The 16,954-nt window shown below is 39.7% G+C and carries 10 protein-coding genes; 8 read left to right on the forward strand and 2 right to left on the reverse strand.

Annotation, left to right across the window (positions count from 1 at the left end; translation table 11 throughout):
* Nucleotides 1-99 precede the first annotated feature (99 nt).
* From ACO05G_RS18555 to ACO05G_RS18580, 6 genes are read left to right on the forward strand one after another with little or no spacing between them, the layout of a single operon-like run.
* Nucleotides 100-657 (forward strand): sigma-70 family RNA polymerase sigma factor, encoded by a 558-nt coding sequence (locus tag ACO05G_RS18555; RefSeq protein ID WP_348283418.1) that lies wholly within the window; start codon nt 100-102, stop codon nt 655-657.
* Nucleotides 647-1,126 carry a hypothetical protein gene (locus tag ACO05G_RS18560; RefSeq protein WP_421764086.1) on the forward strand — a complete coding sequence of 160 codons (480 nt, stop codon included), beginning with the start codon at nt 647-649 and terminating at the stop codon, nt 1,124-1,126. The genes ACO05G_RS18555 and ACO05G_RS18560 overlap by 11 nt, the downstream gene beginning before the upstream one ends.
* The gene (locus ACO05G_RS18565; protein WP_421764087.1) at nt 1,110-2,213 is read left to right on the forward strand and encodes a hypothetical protein; all 1,104 of its coding nucleotides are present in this window, start codon (nt 1,110-1,112) and stop codon (nt 2,211-2,213) included. The genes ACO05G_RS18560 and ACO05G_RS18565 overlap by 17 nt, the downstream gene beginning before the upstream one ends.
* A gap of 24 nt (nt 2,214-2,237) precedes the next feature.
* Nucleotides 2,238-2,747: a hypothetical protein gene (locus tag ACO05G_RS18570; RefSeq protein ID WP_421764088.1), complete on the forward strand. Its 510-nt coding sequence runs from the start codon at nt 2,238-2,240 to the stop codon at nt 2,745-2,747.
* A gap of 3 nt (nt 2,748-2,750) precedes the next feature.
* Complete coding sequence (locus tag ACO05G_RS18575; RefSeq protein ID WP_348283422.1) at nt 2,751-3,404, forward strand: hypothetical protein; 654 nt, start codon at nt 2,751-2,753, stop codon at nt 3,402-3,404.
* Between the two features lie 45 nt (nt 3,405-3,449).
* Complete coding sequence (locus tag ACO05G_RS18580; protein WP_421764089.1) at nt 3,450-5,261, forward strand: ATP-binding protein; 1,812 nt, start codon at nt 3,450-3,452, stop codon at nt 5,259-5,261.
* Here ACO05G_RS18580 and ACO05G_RS18585 read toward each other — a convergent pair.
* On the reverse strand, nt 5,242-6,432 hold the full coding sequence (locus ACO05G_RS18585) for a THUMP-like domain-containing protein (protein WP_421764090.1): 1,191 nt from the start codon (nt 6,430-6,432) through the stop codon (nt 5,242-5,244). The two genes, ACO05G_RS18580 and ACO05G_RS18585, sit on opposite strands and share 20 nt — an antisense overlap.
* Nucleotides 6,432-7,424 (reverse strand): aspartate-semialdehyde dehydrogenase, encoded by a 993-nt coding sequence (locus ACO05G_RS18590; RefSeq protein WP_421764091.1) that lies wholly within the window; start codon nt 7,422-7,424, stop codon nt 6,432-6,434. The genes ACO05G_RS18585 and ACO05G_RS18590 overlap by 1 nt, the downstream gene beginning before the upstream one ends.
* 202 nt (nt 7,425-7,626) lie before the next feature.
* On the opposite strand from ACO05G_RS18590, the gene ACO05G_RS18595 reads away from it, so the two are divergent.
* Nucleotides 7,627-10,419 carry a triple tyrosine motif-containing protein gene (locus ACO05G_RS18595; RefSeq protein WP_421764092.1) on the forward strand — a complete coding sequence of 931 codons (2,793 nt, stop codon included), beginning with the start codon at nt 7,627-7,629 and terminating at the stop codon, nt 10,417-10,419.
* A 49-nt stretch (nt 10,420-10,468) separates the two neighbouring features.
* The gene (locus tag ACO05G_RS18600; RefSeq protein ID WP_421764093.1) at nt 10,469-16,909 is read left to right on the forward strand and encodes a lamin tail domain-containing protein; all 6,441 of its coding nucleotides are present in this window, start codon (nt 10,469-10,471) and stop codon (nt 16,907-16,909) included.
* The last annotated feature ends 45 nt before the right edge of the window (nt 16,910-16,954 follow it).

A 16,954-nucleotide genomic window follows, 5' to 3' on the forward strand; every position in this document is an offset into this window, starting at 1 on the left:
CATAGATAAAGCGTATATCACCTAAGTTTGTAGGAAAACCAACATATTTTTTCTGCCATTGAGAAACCTTTATAAAAAGGTATTGTCTTTAAATAGATCGTGAGCACCACACACACCATCCATAAGCACCTGATTATTCAGAGTCAGCAGGGAGACCAGGCGGCCATGTCGTCGCTATACGGACTCTATGCTAAGGCGATGTATAATATTTGCCGACGGATGATGGGTGATGAAGAGGAAGCGAAAGATCTGCTTCAGGAGTCGTTTATTGATGCATTCCAGAAGTTACCTTCTCTAAGGGAAGTGAACACCTTTAGCTCATGGATTAAGCGAATTGTGATTAATAATTGTATTAATGCCATTCGGAAAAAGAAATTGGATACTGCCCAGCTGGAAGAAAATGCTGATTTTGTAGAGGAAGAGGAAGATGATTTTGAATATACAGAGTTTCAGGCATCACAAATCATGTCAGTGATTGATTTGTTGCCAGAAGGATGTAAGACGGTTCTGAATTTGTACCTGTTTGAGGGGTATGACCATAAGGAAATTGGCCAGATTTTAGGAGTGACAGAGTCAGCATCTAAAGCACAATATTGTAAAGCTAAGGCACGAATTAGAAAATTATTAATAGAAGAAAGGAGTCAAAATGCGGGATAATCTTAAAGATTATGTAGAGGGTTCGAAAGACGATTTCGAACTTTATCCATTTGATTCAGATGGAGAATGGAAAAGTATTTCCAATAAAATTGGACCCAGTAAAGGTAAAAATGACCCGTGGAAAATTTCCGGTATTGCTGCGTGCTTTGCTGCGATCATTGGGTGCACCATCTTTTTTATGAATCCTGAAACACCTGTAAATGGCGAAATTGCTGAATTAGAGAGGTTCTATGATAGTGAGATAAACTATAAGATCACGCTGATAAAAGGTAAGCTAAATGATGATCGTATTCTAAATGACGTTGCTGAAATGGATGCTGCCTTCGCAGAATTGAAAGCAGATTTGAATGATAATGTTGACAATGAAGAGGTGATAACAGCAATGATGGAAAATTATCAGCTTAAACTTCAAATATTGGAGGAAATTCTAAGTGAATTGGAAAAGGAAACTAGTGAAGAAATACTTTAACATATTGATGCTTCTGCTTCTGGCCTTACCGCTGTTGTCTCAAGTGCGACAAGAACGAGATTTTAATCGTTCGTTTGCAGTATCAGAGAACGCAAAGGTTGAGATTGTTAGCAAATATGGAGAAGTCATAATTCGGACATGGGATCTGGACTCTGTTCGCTTTGAGGTAGTAGTGCGGGCAGAAGGAAAGAACTCTTCCGTAGTAGCGAAATCCATGTCACGTGTAGACATAAGATTCCGAAAAATCGGAAGTGTTATTTCGGCTGTGACCGAAGTAAGTAGTGGTGGTGGTTTTTTTGGAAGTGTAATGAACGAGGTTGGCGGAGTAATGGGAAGTAATAAACTTAAAGTTGATTACGAAGTATGGCTGCCAAAGGATGTTATGCTTAGTGTTGAAAATAAATATGGAGATGTTTACTTGACTAATCTGGAAGGAAAGGTTGATCTAAATGTCTCTCATGGAGATATAAAAGCAAATGATTTTTCAAAATCATTGAATTTGAAACACAGTTTTGGCAAATCCTCATTTGGAAAAATTACAGATGGGATATTTACATTGAGAGGATCCGAAATAAGTATTGACGAAGCAAAAGATTTGAATATTGAAAGCGGTAGTTCGGAGATAAGAGTTGATAAGATGGGACGAATCCAACTAAACTCCAGAAACGATAAAATTTATTTGGAGGAAGTTAACGAGGTAATGTGTGAAGGGTCGTTTACAAACCTGTCAGCTGACTTACTAAAAGGCTCTGCACGCCTTGATTTTAGTTACGGAGATATTTACCTGAGTCGAATTGTCAAAGATTTCAACAGCATTGATATTACTGGCAAGTCCACTGACATCAATTTGATTCTTAATCAGGCATCTTATATAAAAACATACATTAAAGCGCCGGAAGATAGAATGATCCTCCCTAATAGCATGCTAACTATGCAAAAGGAACAATTTCCGGATGAAGAAAAGATTTCTCTTTCCGGTTTTGTTGGAAATACCAACACTCGACATAGTCAGCTTATTATTGAAGCCGATGGTGGAGAATTGATAGTTGCCATAAAAGAAACTCCTATTTTCGTAGATAAAGATTAGATGCACCGTCACCACCGGAATCCCATGAAAAATGTAATTCTAGTTTTATTCCTGCTGACTTCCTTTAGTTTGTCAGCTCAGCAGCTATATGAAAAATCTGGCGGAATTCGATTAGGCCATACATCTGGCCTCACGTTTAAGAAATTTATTAATGAAGATGAGGCGGTAGAAATGATACTGAGCGGAAGAAATGAGGGGATGCAGTATACTGCTCAGTACCTTTTTCATCAGCCGATGGAGTTTTCATTCAATGATCGATTTTATCTTCATTATGGAATAGGTGGGCATATCGGGTATGAGAAGTTTGATGATTTATCTAAGACATTGTCCAATGCAGAAGGGGATGCATTTATCTACGAAGCAAAAAGTTATATTACGATGGGTGTAGATGCCAGCCTTGGTATCGAATACAGGTGGTTGGAGGTTCCGGCTACATTTGGTTTTGATGTGAAACCATATTTCAATTTTATAGGTATGCGACATACCAAAGCAAAATTTTGGGATGCAGCAATCTCATTTAAATATGTTTTTTAAGTAATGAGAAAGCTTATTCATATAACGCTGATTATGTGCCTTTCTTCCTCCGTGTTAGGTCAACGATATATGGATACAAATAATCCACAAGATGAAGAGGTAAAGTCGCTATTGAGTAAACAGAATGATCTCAATGCCTTTGGTGCGCTGGATTTAAAAATTAGTGATTTAAAAGATGAGCGGGCACTTTTAGTTGGTGCTTATGGCGGATTTATTATTAATCGCCGCTATCTTTTTGGGGTAGCTGGCTATGGGATTGTCACCAATGTGGAATTCGAAGGTCTGGTTCCCGGCGATGTTAACCCAAAGAAGCTTCATTTACATGGAGGTTACGGAGGGATTATTATAGGAGGGACGATTGCACCAAAAGAGCTTGTTCACATAAGCTTCCCAATTATTTTAGGTGCCGGGTCATTAGAGGTAGTTGATAAAGATTTCTTTATGAATAATCCTGCTGACTCTGAATTTACCGTTGAAAATTCTGTCTTTTTTGTCGCAGAACCCGGTATAGAAGTTGAATTCAATATAACGAAATACTTCCGACTAGGTGCTGGAGCGACTTATCGCTATGTTTCCGGTTTAGAATTAGATAATGTGGAAGATGATGATATTTCTGGCACTACTGCAATTCTGAGTTTCCGCTTCGGAAGGTTTTGAGTTGCCTATCTTTGGCAAGAATTAAAAACCTATTATCTTCTCTTAGTGAAACTCACCAATCACATCTTATGGATAATGCTCCTGTTTGGAGTACTGATCTCAAATGCTCAGTCAGCTAGCGTTGAAGAGAAAATCTCTGAACTCATAGCAAACTGCGATTCACTATTGTACGATAAACCACAACAGAGCCTGGAATTTGCTCTGGAAGCCAATAAATTAGCTAATGACGCTAAAAGTGATTCCTTAATTGCACTGACACTCAATCGAATTGGAAGTGCTCACTGGTCCTTAGGAAATCAAATGATTGCACTCGAAAAAATCCAAGCTTCTCTGCAAATGTCAGAGCAAAACGGGTTTGAATCAATAATGGCTAAGAACCTGGGGAACATTGGCAATGTATATGCTTCGTCCGGATTAGGTCTTGATGCCATAGGATATTATAAGTCTGAATTAGAAATTCAAAAAAAGTTAAAGGACAATTTCAGACTATTTGCGATCAATAATAATATTGGAAAAGCTTTTTTAGATCTAAGTTATTACGACTCATCCAGGCATTATTTAATTGCTGCGTCTAAGTATTTAAATCCGCAATTCGTGCATTTGCATTCCATCTTCTTTTTTAATCAAGCCGAGTTAAGTTTTAAAGAAGGCAACCTGGAGAAAGCAGACTCTCTTCTTCAGCTCACATTTGCAAATGCAACTAAGTTTGAAAGTAAAAGAGGGATTATTCGGGCCAATCAACTACAAGCAGAATTGGATAGAAAATTGGGCAGAAAGGAAAAGGCGCTTGAGCACGCTCAAAAAGCTTTTACTATGTCCAAAGAAAGCAATGTGAAGGAGCTTATTTTTATTGCGAGTAGAACATTATCTCGGTGCTACGGTGATTTAAATCAATTCAAGGAAGCCTACGAAAAGGAATTGCTTCATGAACGATATATGGATAGCGTTCAGAATATTGCGATGATTAATGAATTAGAGCTTCTATCTTACTATCAAAGATTATTTCAAATGCGTGTTTTGGAATCTAAAAACACCATCAATAAGCAGCTGGCTGAACAACGTCAACTAATCATTCAGGGGCTTGTCGTTGCACTTGTTATAGCCGCTGTTCTAATTGCGATAATTGTGCTGGTAGTTAGAGAGTTGGGTTCAAGAAAACGAAAACTTGAAAAACTAAATGCTTTTAAAGCTAAGATATTTGCAATTGTATCTCATGATCTCAAATCTCCAATTCAGTCTGTATCATCAGTCATTGAAATGTTTAATGAAAAGCTTATCAGTAAGGAGGAGATAGAACCACTGCTACCAGAAGTGAAAGAGAAGACTTCAAATCTGATGAATCTTCTTAATAACGTGTTTCTATGGGCAGAAGGTCAAATGGAAGGGGAGAACTTTATTAAAGAACAATTTTCACTACATAAGATTTTAGAACGACTAGAAGAGGAGCTCAGGGATCGCCTTGATGAAAAACAAATTAAGTTGGATTTTGAGTGTGCAAAAGATTTTTATCTAAACTCTGATCCGGGAATTGTAAGAATTCTTCTTAGGAATTTAATAGTAAATGCAATAAAGTTTTCACACAAAAACTCAAGTGTACTAGTGAATTGTGCGAAAGGTAAAAAAACGAAGGTTGTAGAAATTATAGACGAGGGTGTTGGTATGAGGGATACAGTTCTGGAGAGCTTATTTACAGGAGGATTAACCACAACTGATGGCACAGCTGGAGAAAAAGGAAATGGATTAGGCTTGGCCTTATGTTACGATTTCGTTAAAGGTTTGGGTGGTGAAATTGAAGCGGAAAGTGAGCTCGGGAAAGGTTCAGTCTTTCGAGTGATTTTTAAGGATGAATCAATTTAGCAATTACCATTTTCGCTTTGTTATTTAAGTCTTTAAATGCGACTAAGAAATAGTCTCCTCCGTCTCGTAATTTTAATTTTTTCTTTAATTCTGTAGTGCTAAGCGGGTAATTTCTTGTTATCACATTTATTTTTCCATTTGTAGCAAATTCCTTAATTGAGGTTTCATTAGCGTTTGAAATGACTTCAAAGGTCTTACCTGGAAATGAATCAACAAGACGATTTTCACTATATAGATGTGTGTTTTCTCCCAGCTTTATCAGATCATAATCTGCGCAAATTTTATTAAAAGCTCCTGCCTTCATTACTGAGGCATTAGGCTCAAAAATGTAGCTCGATATTTCACCAACTCTTGCTTGGCTGAGCGCCTCTTCCTCAAATGAAAACGAGTATATATGTTGCTCGCTTTTTAAGTTTACGCAAGTTATTTGCGAGATGCCGGTGAAATTAAAATCAATCAAAAGAAGCAACTCTTTACAATCATTTTTTACAGAAACAATGTGAACTTCTTTCACATTTGGGATTGTATTTAAGATGCCTTTTATGTCCAGGAAAGGAGAATATTTCACTAAAACGTGGTTAGCTTTTTCTCTAAGGGCAGGTAAAAGCTCCGTAAGGTTTGGCGAACAATCCTCAATCCTGAATACCCTTTTTTGATCACTATCCCTGCGAGCAGGATCCAGGTAAAATGTGGTTTTATTCGGATTACAAATCGCCGAATTTATATAATCTAACGCCTCCATATTTTTGATTTCCACCGCGTAATCTAAGACAAGGGAGTTATATCTAAATATTTCACATAATGCTGGATCTTGCTCGACATAGATGGTCCTATTAAAGGAGGATGATAAAGCAAGACAATCAATACCCATGCCCCCGGTTAGATCCACCAGATAATCCCCTGATATCAGATTTTGTTTGTAAGTACAGGTGGTTTGAGAAGATGCCTGCTCAATAGAAAGTGGAGCTGGCATAACCAACTCAAAATTTGTTGCCCAATCATCCAGCTTACCTTTGGCTTTTTTTCTGGCAATAATCTGATTTACAATTTCCTTGATGTGATTCTTAAAATTCTTGGGTGGGTTTAGGAGCAATCCAGATGGATCTGTCTCAACATTTTCTTTTATAAAACGCTTAACCTCATCGCTTTGAAGTAAATCAATGTTATTCATTAATAAACCAGACTATGCTCCAGCATATATTCAGCTATCTGAATGGTATTTGTGGCTGCACCCTTTCTTAAATTATCCGAAACGATCCACATGTTTAAGGTTTTAGGTTGAGTTTCATCGCGTCTTATCCTACCTACAAAAACATCATCTTTATCATGGGCGTTCAATGGCATGGGGTATTGATTATTTGTAGGATCATCAACTACTGTAACTCCTGAAGCTTTCGATAAAATAGTGTATACCTGCTCTAGAGAATATTCATTTTCAAATTCAACATTTACCGCCTCCGAATGACCACCTACGGTCGGAATTCGGACACAGGTAGAAGTTACCTTGATAGAATCATCACCCATTATTTTAATGGTTTCCTTAATCATCTTCATTTCTTCTTTGGTATAGCCGTTTTCCTGAAATACATCTATGTGTGGTAGAGCGTTCATATCTATTTTGTGAGGATACACTTTTTTAACGTCTCTGCCAGCTCGCTCACCTTCAAGTTGGTCAACAGCCCCTTTACCTGAGCCGGTAACTGACTGATAGGTAGAAACTACTATTCGTTTTATCTTAAAAGCATCATGTAAGGGTTTCAATGCCACTACCATTTGTATGGTGGAACAATTAGGGTTAGCAATGATGCGATCATCTATTCTCAATACATTACCATTAACTTCTGGTACAATCAACTTCTTACTTACATCCATCCTCCAGGCCGAGGAGTTATCGATCACTACTGTGCCTGTTTCAGCAAACTTAGGTGCATATTCAAGGGATACAGATCCACCGGCAGAGAAAAGCGCAATGTCTGGTTTTGCCGCAATGGCATCTTCCATCGAAATGATCTTATATTCTTTGCCGTTATAGGAGATGGTTTTACCGACTGACCTTTCTGATGCTACGGGTAATAGCTCATTCAAGGGGAAAGACCTTTCCGACATTATCTGAAGCATTTTTTGTCCGACAAGACCACTTGCTCCAACCACTGCAACCTTCATATTGTACTTAAGTAAGATTCTAATTTTTCTACAGCAAAACTACTAATTTTATATATCGACAATGGTAAAGACAAGGGGATTCAATACCTAAAATCTCCCACTCTGTATGCAAACATTACCCAGGCAGAAGAGTCCCAAAAGGGTGAAATTTTTCTGCTGGATAGCTAACATAGGAACTACTAAAATTTAATCGCAATACATTATGAAGATTATTTTTAATCAGCTATTCAAGGCCCTTATATTCTTTGCAACTTCATTCATAAGTATGCTCAGTATAGCGCAAACAGGTGATTTTATTTTATCTCACCATTCTCCGAAACATTCAGAGATTGACAACATTAATTTTGAGATAAAGGCGGATAAAAACGGGATCATTTGCATCGCAAATAGATTTGGCGTTCTTAAGTATGATGGGGTAGAGTGGGATTTTTACAGAACTAACTCTTCTGCACTCTCTTTGGCTGTTTCAGAGGACAACACCGTCTATGTCGGATGTCTCGGCGGGTTTGGAAAATTGGATTATTTAAATAATTCTTATAAGTATATCCCTATTTTATCTAGTGATTCCTTATCGGATCATTTTTTACAAACCTTTGCGACAAAGGATTATATCTATTTCCTGAGTGATAATAATCTTTTTGAATACGCCCTATCAAAGGGTGAATACAGAAAACTTATAAGTGGCGATTTTCTAAATGGTTATGTGTATGAGGACACATTATTTATTAATACATACGATGAATTAGTAATTAGCGCTAAAGGTGGAGTGGTTGACACACTTTCGAATGAGTCAAAGCAATGGGGGTTAATCAGTGCCTCGCCAAATGGGGAAAATGAATTTGCGGTTGATTTAGATGGAGGTCTGTATCAAAAGAAGAACAGGCAAATTAAACCGCATCATCATTACGATCGACTGCAGGAAGCGGATGTTGTTATTACAGATTTAGAATGGATAAACGATTCTTTAGTTGCATGTTCTACCCTTGAATCCGGTGTATTCTTCCTACATGTTGAAGATTCATCATATTTTGAAGTAACTGATTATCATTCAGGGCTACCTGATAATGAAATCCATGACCTATATGCAGATAATAATCAGGGCGTTTGGGTTGCTCATGAATTTGGTCTAACTCGAATTGCTCCGATGTTTCCCGCTTATAGCTACACTAATTTTCCCGGTTTGGAAGGAAACCTTATCGAGGTTCAGCGTATTCATGACGATTTGTGGATAAACACTAGTTTGGGTGTTTACTATTTTTCTCAAGACACATCTTACAGAAGCAGGGTTTACATCGAAAAAGTAAACACTAAAAATTCAAAACCAGTATCGGCTAAAATGAAACCCAACTCACAGCCTCAGGAAAAAGAGCTAGAGAAAGGTCAAAATGAAGAATCTGATGAGGAAGAAACAAGTAAGAAGAAAAAAAGAAAAAAGAAAGGCTTTTTAAGTGGACTCTTTAAGAAAAAGGATAGGGCAAATGATTCTGGAAAAAATGATGGAGCTAAAAAGAAAAAATTCATAGCTAAGCAAGATTCGGGTCCTACCACACCAACAAAAACATCTCCAAAAGCACAATATATAAGGAGGGTTGAAAAAGTAGTAACAGGAGTAAGCTATCAATTTCATCACGTCCCGGGAACAGACGGTAAGTTCAAGCAATTACTTGAAACAAAGGATAGAATCTTAGCTACTAGTCATACGGGGATTTATGAAATCACTCGTAATTCTGCTCAACTGGTTATCAACGAAGCAATCAAGTACGCATACTTAATTCCGGAAAGTAATCAACTGATAATAAGTACAGAAAGAGGTGATTTAAAATACTTTGAGCTTATTAATGATATATGGACAGAGATTTCGAGCCAGGGGTTTGAGGATATTATTCTGAATGTCTATATGGATCATAAGAACCATATTTGGCTAGCTGGAACCTCACACATATATCAAGGCTTAATAACCAATGAAGGTTTTGAGATTGAGCACAGCTATGAAATCAATAATAAGTTCTATGATGAATTAAGTATATGGGAACATGCAGACGCATTATATTTCATTAATTCTCAAGGCTTTTTCAAGCTGGACAGGGAAAAGGATAGAATTTTAAAGGACAGGGAGCTTGAGGAAGAATTAGGAAGCCCTCATCATCATTTACACAATGAAAAAAGTAGAGTTTGGTTATATAATGGAAAAATATGGCACCTTCTCTTACCAGATGGAAGCATTAATGAGTTTCAATATTTGGGGGTTTTTCCAAATCTCAAATACATCAACTACGACGAGAAACTAGACAGGTATTGGTTAATAACAGATGACAATCAACTGCTGGCATATGCCGCTGGTCAGATTCCTGAATTGCATAAATCATATTCAATTTTTGTAAAAAGGTTAGTTACGACTAGTGGAGAGATGAAGGTGAATCAAAAAATTCAGCTTTCACATGATCAAAATACGCTTACTGTTGAGCTATTAAAACCTGATTACGTGGGACTATTAAATCCGGAATATCAATACAAATTGGAAGGTCTGAATACAGAGTGGTCCAATTGGACGCACGCGAATTTGATAGACTATAGCTTTTTGCCACCGGGAGATTATGAACTTAAGGTAAGAGTTCGAGATGCATTAGATCAAATTGACGAAGCAACTTTAATAGAATTTACTGTTGCAACTCCGTATTGGCAACAGCCATGGTTCTATGCAATTCAAGCGCTTATTCTTGCCATGATGATCGGTATTTCTTCAAGATTAAATGAGTCCAAAGCAACCAACCGATTTATTAAACATGGACTAAGTATCTTGACATTGGTAATCATCATTCAGTTTTTGCAAGCGGTGATAAATACATTTATTTCCTTTGAAAGTACACCAGTGATGGAGTTCTTATTTGATGTGGGAATTGCTGTAATGGTGTTTCCATTAGAATGGTTTTTAAGAAAAATGATTTTGGACGGGGGCCTCAAAATATCCGGGACTACTGCTACAACTAAACTTTAAGACCTTCACTTTCAATCTGCTACATTTACATTTGATAAGATCCGAAATTATGAAAGGATTCATTTTTCTTTTTTTACTCGGCATAGGTGGTGCGTTGGTTGGTCAGGTTACAGATGATTTTACTGATGGGGACTTCACATCAAACCCCACTTGGAGCGGTGACGACTCTGAGTTTACCATAGATGGGTCGAATCAATTAAGGCTTAATAATTCTTCTCCAGCATCCAACAATGAGTCTTATCTAAGCCTACCCTCAATAGCTATTAGTGATGCGACCTGGGAGTTTAAAGTAGGTTTTGTTGGACTAACAAGCACCGGATTATCCAGCTCCAATCAAATGTTCATTTTTCTGGTCTCAGATATTGCTGATCTTGAAGGTTCTGTAAGCGGATATTATTTAAGAGTTGGAGGTACCGATGATGACATCAGTTTATTCTCAACTAACTCTGGAACTCCTTTAATTGATGGAACAGATGACGTCACACAGGTAAGTAATTCAGTTATTTCGGTAAGGGTAACGCGAGATAATAGTGGCAATTGGGAATTGTTGATAGACAATACTGGTGGGAGCACATATACTTCAGAGGGAACCACGACCGACATTACCTATACTACTTCTGAATACTTTGGAGTAATGTGTGACTATACGTCTACTCGGGCGACAAATTTTTTCTTCGATGATTTTAATGTTACGGGGACAGGGCCAAATGATACAACGCCACCAACAATTCAATCAGTAGTTGCAATATCGGAGACAGAGGTAGATGTGCAGTTTGACGAAAACGTTGATGTAACAATAGCAGAAAATGCAGTCAATTATACCATTGACGGTTCAGTTTCTGTGGCAAGTGCCTCCTTGGACGGGGGTGATAATTCGCTAGTCCATCTATCTACATCTGCATTAGAAAATGGAACAACCTACACAATTACGATAAACAATGTTGAGGATGAAAATGGTAATGCGATTGATACTGATAGCCAGGAAATGTTTGATTACCTGGTACTTGAGGAGGCTATAGAATTCGATGTGGTAATTAATGAGTTTCTCGCTTCACCAAGCGCTTCAAGTACAATCCCAAACGCCGAATTTGTTGAGCTTTTTAATAGATCTTCAAAATTTATAAGCCTGGAAGATTGGACATTAAGTGATCAAGCTGGATCATCGTCAACCTTTAGTGCCGATACCTTAGAACCTGGAGAATTTATCATTCTAACTAAATCAGGTGATGGATCATTATTTGAAACATTTGGAGACGTATTAGAGGTAGGGAGCTTCCCATCGCTAAACAACGCCGGAGACAGCATCATTATATCAAATGCATCAACAACTGTCATCCATGAGACGGCTTACACGAGTTCCTCGAGTGGCATCTCAAGCGAGTTGATCAACCCGAATGGACCAGATTACTCGGAGAACAACTATGGATTGAGCACGGACGCTAACGGAGGCACACCTGGGGAGCAAAACTCCATTTTTGATGACACGCCTGATACAACTCCACCAGCCATTAGTTCGATCAGTGTGATCTCTTCGACGGAACTGGATGTAAGCTTCGATGAGTTGCTGGAAGAGACGAGTGCAGAGACGACAGCTAATTACAGCATAGATGGCGGGATCACTGTAAGCACAGCTACACGAGATGCCAGTGATAATCAATTGGTACACCTGACGGTGAGTGCGCTACCCTCAGGGGAGACTCGCACGCTGACGGTGAATGGAGTGGAAGACCTCTCGGGCAATGGGGTAGTTGATGGGACGATCGAGTTTGAATACATAGAGACGGAGGTGGCTGTAGCAGGAGATGTAGTGATCAATGAGTTTTTGGCCTCACCGAGTGCGACCAGCACGATACCGAATGCGGAGTACGTAGAGTTGTACAACCGCTCTACGAAGTTTATAGACCTGAGTGGCTGGACCGTAAGTGATGCTGCGGGCAGCTCATCACCATTTGGCAGTTACATCCTGCGGCCTGATTCCTTTTTGATCCTGACAGAAACGGATAATGGGGCACTGTTTAGCAGCTATGGAGATGTGTTAGAGATCAACAACTTCCCATCGCTAAACAACGCCGGAGACAGCATCATTATATCAAATGGTTCAACAACGATCATCCATGAGACGGCCTATACGAGTTCCTCGAGTGGCATCTCAAGCGAGTTGATCAACCCGAATGGACCAGATTACTCGGAGAACAACTATGGATTGAGCACGGACGCTAACGGAGGCACACCTGGGGAGCAAAACTCCATTTTTGATGACACGCCTGATACAACTCCACCAGCCATTAGTTCGATCAGTGTGATCTCTTCGACGGAACTGGATGTAAGCTTCGATGAGTTGCTGGAAGAGACGAGTGCAGAGACGACAGCTAATTACAGCATAGATGGCGGGATCACTGTAAGCACAGCTACACGAGATGCCAGTGATAATCAATTGGTACACCTGACGGTGAGTGCGCTACCCTCAGGGGAGACTCGCACGCTGACGGTGAATGGAGTGGAAGACCTCTCGGGCAATGGGGTAGTTGATGGGACGATCGAGTTTGAATACATAGAGACGGAGGTGGCTGTAGCAGGAGATGTAGTGATCAATGAGTTTTTGGCCTCACCGAGTGCGACCAGCACGATACCGAATGCGGAGTACGTAGAGTTGTACAACCGCTCTACGAAGTTTATAGACCTGAGTGGCTGGACCGTAAGTGATGCTGCGGGCAGCTCATCACCATTTGGCAGTTACATCCTGCGGCCTGATTCCTTTTTGATCCTGACAGAAACGGATAATGGGGCACTGTTTAGCAGCTATGGAGATGTGTTAGAGATCAACAACTTCCCATCGCTAAACAACGCCGGAGACAGCATCATTATATCAAATGCATCAACAACTGTCATCCATGAGACGGCCTATACGAGTTCCTCGAGTGGCATCTCAAGCGAGTTGATCAACCCGAATGGACCAGATTACTCGGAGAACAACTATGGATTGAGCACGGACGCTAACGGAGGCACACCTGGGGAGCAAAACTCCATTTTTGATGACACGCCTGATACAACTCCACCAGCCATTAGTTCGATCAGTGTGATCTCTTCGACGGAACTGGATGTAAGCTTCGATGAGTTGCTGGAAGAGACGAGTGCAGAGACGACAGCTAATTACAGCATAGATGGCGGGATCACTGTAAGCACAGCTACACGAGATGCCAGTGATAATCAATTGGTACACCTGACGGTGAGTGCGCTACCCTCAGGGGAGACTCGCACGCTGACGGTGAATGGAGTGGAAGACCTCTCGGGCAATGGGGTAGTTGATGGGACGATCGAGTTTGAATACATAGAGACGGAGGTGGCTGTAGCAGGAGATGTAGTGATCAATGAGTTTTTGGCCTCACCGAGTGCGACCAGCACGATACCGAATGCGGAGTACGTAGAGTTGTACAACCGCTCTACGAAGTTTATAGACCTGAGTGGCTGGACCGTAAGTGATGCTGCGGGCAGCTCATCACCATTTGGCAGTTACATCCTGCGGCCTGATTCCTTTTTGATCCTGACAGAAACGGATAATGGGGCACTGTTTAGCAGCTATGGAGATGTGTTAGAGATCAACAACTTCCCATCGCTAAACAACGCCGGAGACAGCATCATTATATCAAATGCATCAACAACTGTCATCCATGAGACGGCCTATACGAGTTCCTCGAGTGGCATCTCAAGCGAGTTGATCAACCCGAATGGACCAGATTACTCGGAGAACAACTATGGATTGAGCACGGACGCTAACGGAGGCACACCTGGGGAGCAAAACTCCATTTTTGATGACACGCCTGATACAACTCCACCAGCCATTAGTTCGATCAGTGTGATCTCTTCGACGGAACTGGATGTAAGCTTCGATGAGTTGCTGGAAGAGACGAGTGCAGAGACGACAGCTAATTACAGCATAGATGGCGGGATCACTGTAAGCACAGCTACACGAGATGCCAGTGATAATCAATTGGTACACCTGACGGTGAGTGCGCTACCCTCAGGGGAGACTCGCACGCTGACGGTGAATGGAGTGGAAGACCTCTCGGGTAATGGGGTAGTTGATGGGACGATCGAGTTTGAATACATAGAGACGGAGGTGGCTGTAGCAGGAGATGTAGTGATCAATGAGTTTTTGGCTGATCCTATTCCATCAATAGGTCTGCCAGAAGCGGAATTTGTAGAGCTTTATAATAGGTCAGATAAAAATATAAGTCTATTGAACTGGACTTTGGATGGATCGCCATTAATGAATTATGTGTTGCCTCCAAGCCAGTATGTCCTGGTTGTTGATGATTCTGAACTTGAGCAATTTGGTGGATTTGACAATGTGATTGGTACATCAAGTTTAAGTCTGTCGAATGATGAAGATAGAATTATGCTTTCCGATAGTACTGGACAAGAAATCCATTCAATTTTTTATGAAGGAAGTATTTCTGGAGTATCTAAGGAATTAATTAACCCAAATGATCCATGTCTATCAGTAGACAGTTACGTAGCGTCTGTAGATTCATCTGGGGGTACTCCAGACTCTCAAAATTCAGTTTTTGATGATTCACCAGATGTGGTAGCTCCACAAATTCAGGCATATAGTTTTAACACAAATCTATCTATCACCTTTTCCGAAGTTATGGATTCGCTGAGTTTGGTTAATGGAACCTATAATGTCGATAATGGGCTTTCAATAGGCGAAATCATGCCGAGTGGGGAGTTTCCTAAATCAGTATCGATTTCATTTAGCAATGGACCGGCAGCAGGTGTTATTTATGAATTGACAATTTCAGGCATTTCGGATTGTGCTGGAAATGTTATTGAAGAGACTACTATTCTTTTCGGGTCTGGGCGATCACCAGCTTTTAATGAAGTAATAATTACTGAGATCATGTTCGATCCTGAACCCCAGCAATCACTACCAGCCAGGGAATTCATTGAGATTTATAACGCAACGGGAGCCATACTTACCACGGAAAATGTATTCTTGTCAGATGCTTCAGAGAGTGTAGAATTACCATTCACAATGCTAAACCCTGGCGAATTTTATGTTTTGACATCTACTGCTGCGGCCTCAGAATTTGAAGGAAACGTTATAGGAATTTCCGGCTTTCCTTCATTGAATAATTCAGGGGAGCAATTGTTATTAACGAATTCTGGTAATTTAATTTTCTCACTGAAATACGATCCGGACTGGCATGATTTAGATAAGGTTGAGGGTGGGTATACCCTGGAAATGAAAGATCTGAACAATCCATGTTTAGAGGAGAACAATTGGAGCAGTTCACAAAATAGTAATGGCGGCACCCCAGGTATGCCGAATTCCATCTCAGAAAGCTTCCCTGATAATTTTAGTCCGGAAATCATTGAAGTGATTGCCTTTGACTCAGATTCTGTAAGAATTATATTCAATGAGAAAATACATCCGATATCTGAAGATATCGGAGTTTTTGAGATTTCTTCAATTGGAGTAGCTGATACATACTTTGATCCATTCTTTCCAAATAGACTAACGCTCGCATTAGAAGAATTATTAATTGAAAATACCATTTATACATTAGTTGTCTCTGGGATTCAGGATTGTTCAGGTAATTCTTCACCGGAAACCGCCGTTGAATTCACCCTACCAATTAGAGCTGAGGCTGAAGAAATAAAACTTAGTGAAATCCTTTTTAATCCTCGATCCAATGGAAATGATTTTGTTGAAATATTTAATGATTCGGACAACTACATCAGTTTGAAAGACTGGCAACTAGCAACATTAGATGAGGGTGAGGTCTCAAATCCCAAGCTCATTACAGATGAAGAGTTGATTATCAATCCCGGGCAATACCTTGCTTTTACAACTAATTCAGATCAGTTGTTGGCCAATTATCCAAAGGGAGAATCTGAGAATTTTATTGAAGTTATATCTATGCCATCGTATCCTAATAGCGAAGGAGCTGTGTTATTACTCAATGAAAATGCAGAGGTAGTAGAATCTTTTAATTACAATGAAGATTTTCACTATGGATTATTAGAGAGCGCGGACGGAGTTTCTCTGGAGCGTGTTTCATTTGAAATTCCGAATACAGCAGATAATTGGAGATCAGCATCCAGTATAGAAGGATTTGCAACACCTGGGTATGCAAATTCTCAATCGTTAGCTAGCAAAGCTCCCAAAGGGAAAGTAAAAGCAAACCCTGAGGTCTTTATTCCCGGAAATGCAGGTTCTGGCAGAGATTTTACTACCATAAATTATGAATTAGAAAATCCAGGTCAATTTGCCAATGTCAATATCTATGATCAGAACGGAAGGTTAATCAAGAATCTGGCACAAGGAGTACTTTTGTCAACGTCAGGATTTTTGCGATGGGATGGAGATACAGATGATGGGCAGATTGCACGAATGGGTTACTATTTAATCATATTTGAAATATATGATAATAGTGGAAACTCGGAAATAGTTAAAGAAAGCGTCGTGGTTGGACGTGATTTTTAGACTAAAAAAAGAATATTTTGGATTAATCCCATTATTTTTTGTGCT

Source organism: Ekhidna sp., assembly GCF_965227465.1.
In the GTDB taxonomy this organism is placed as follows: Bacteria; Bacteroidota; Bacteroidia; order Cytophagales; family Cyclobacteriaceae; genus Ekhidna.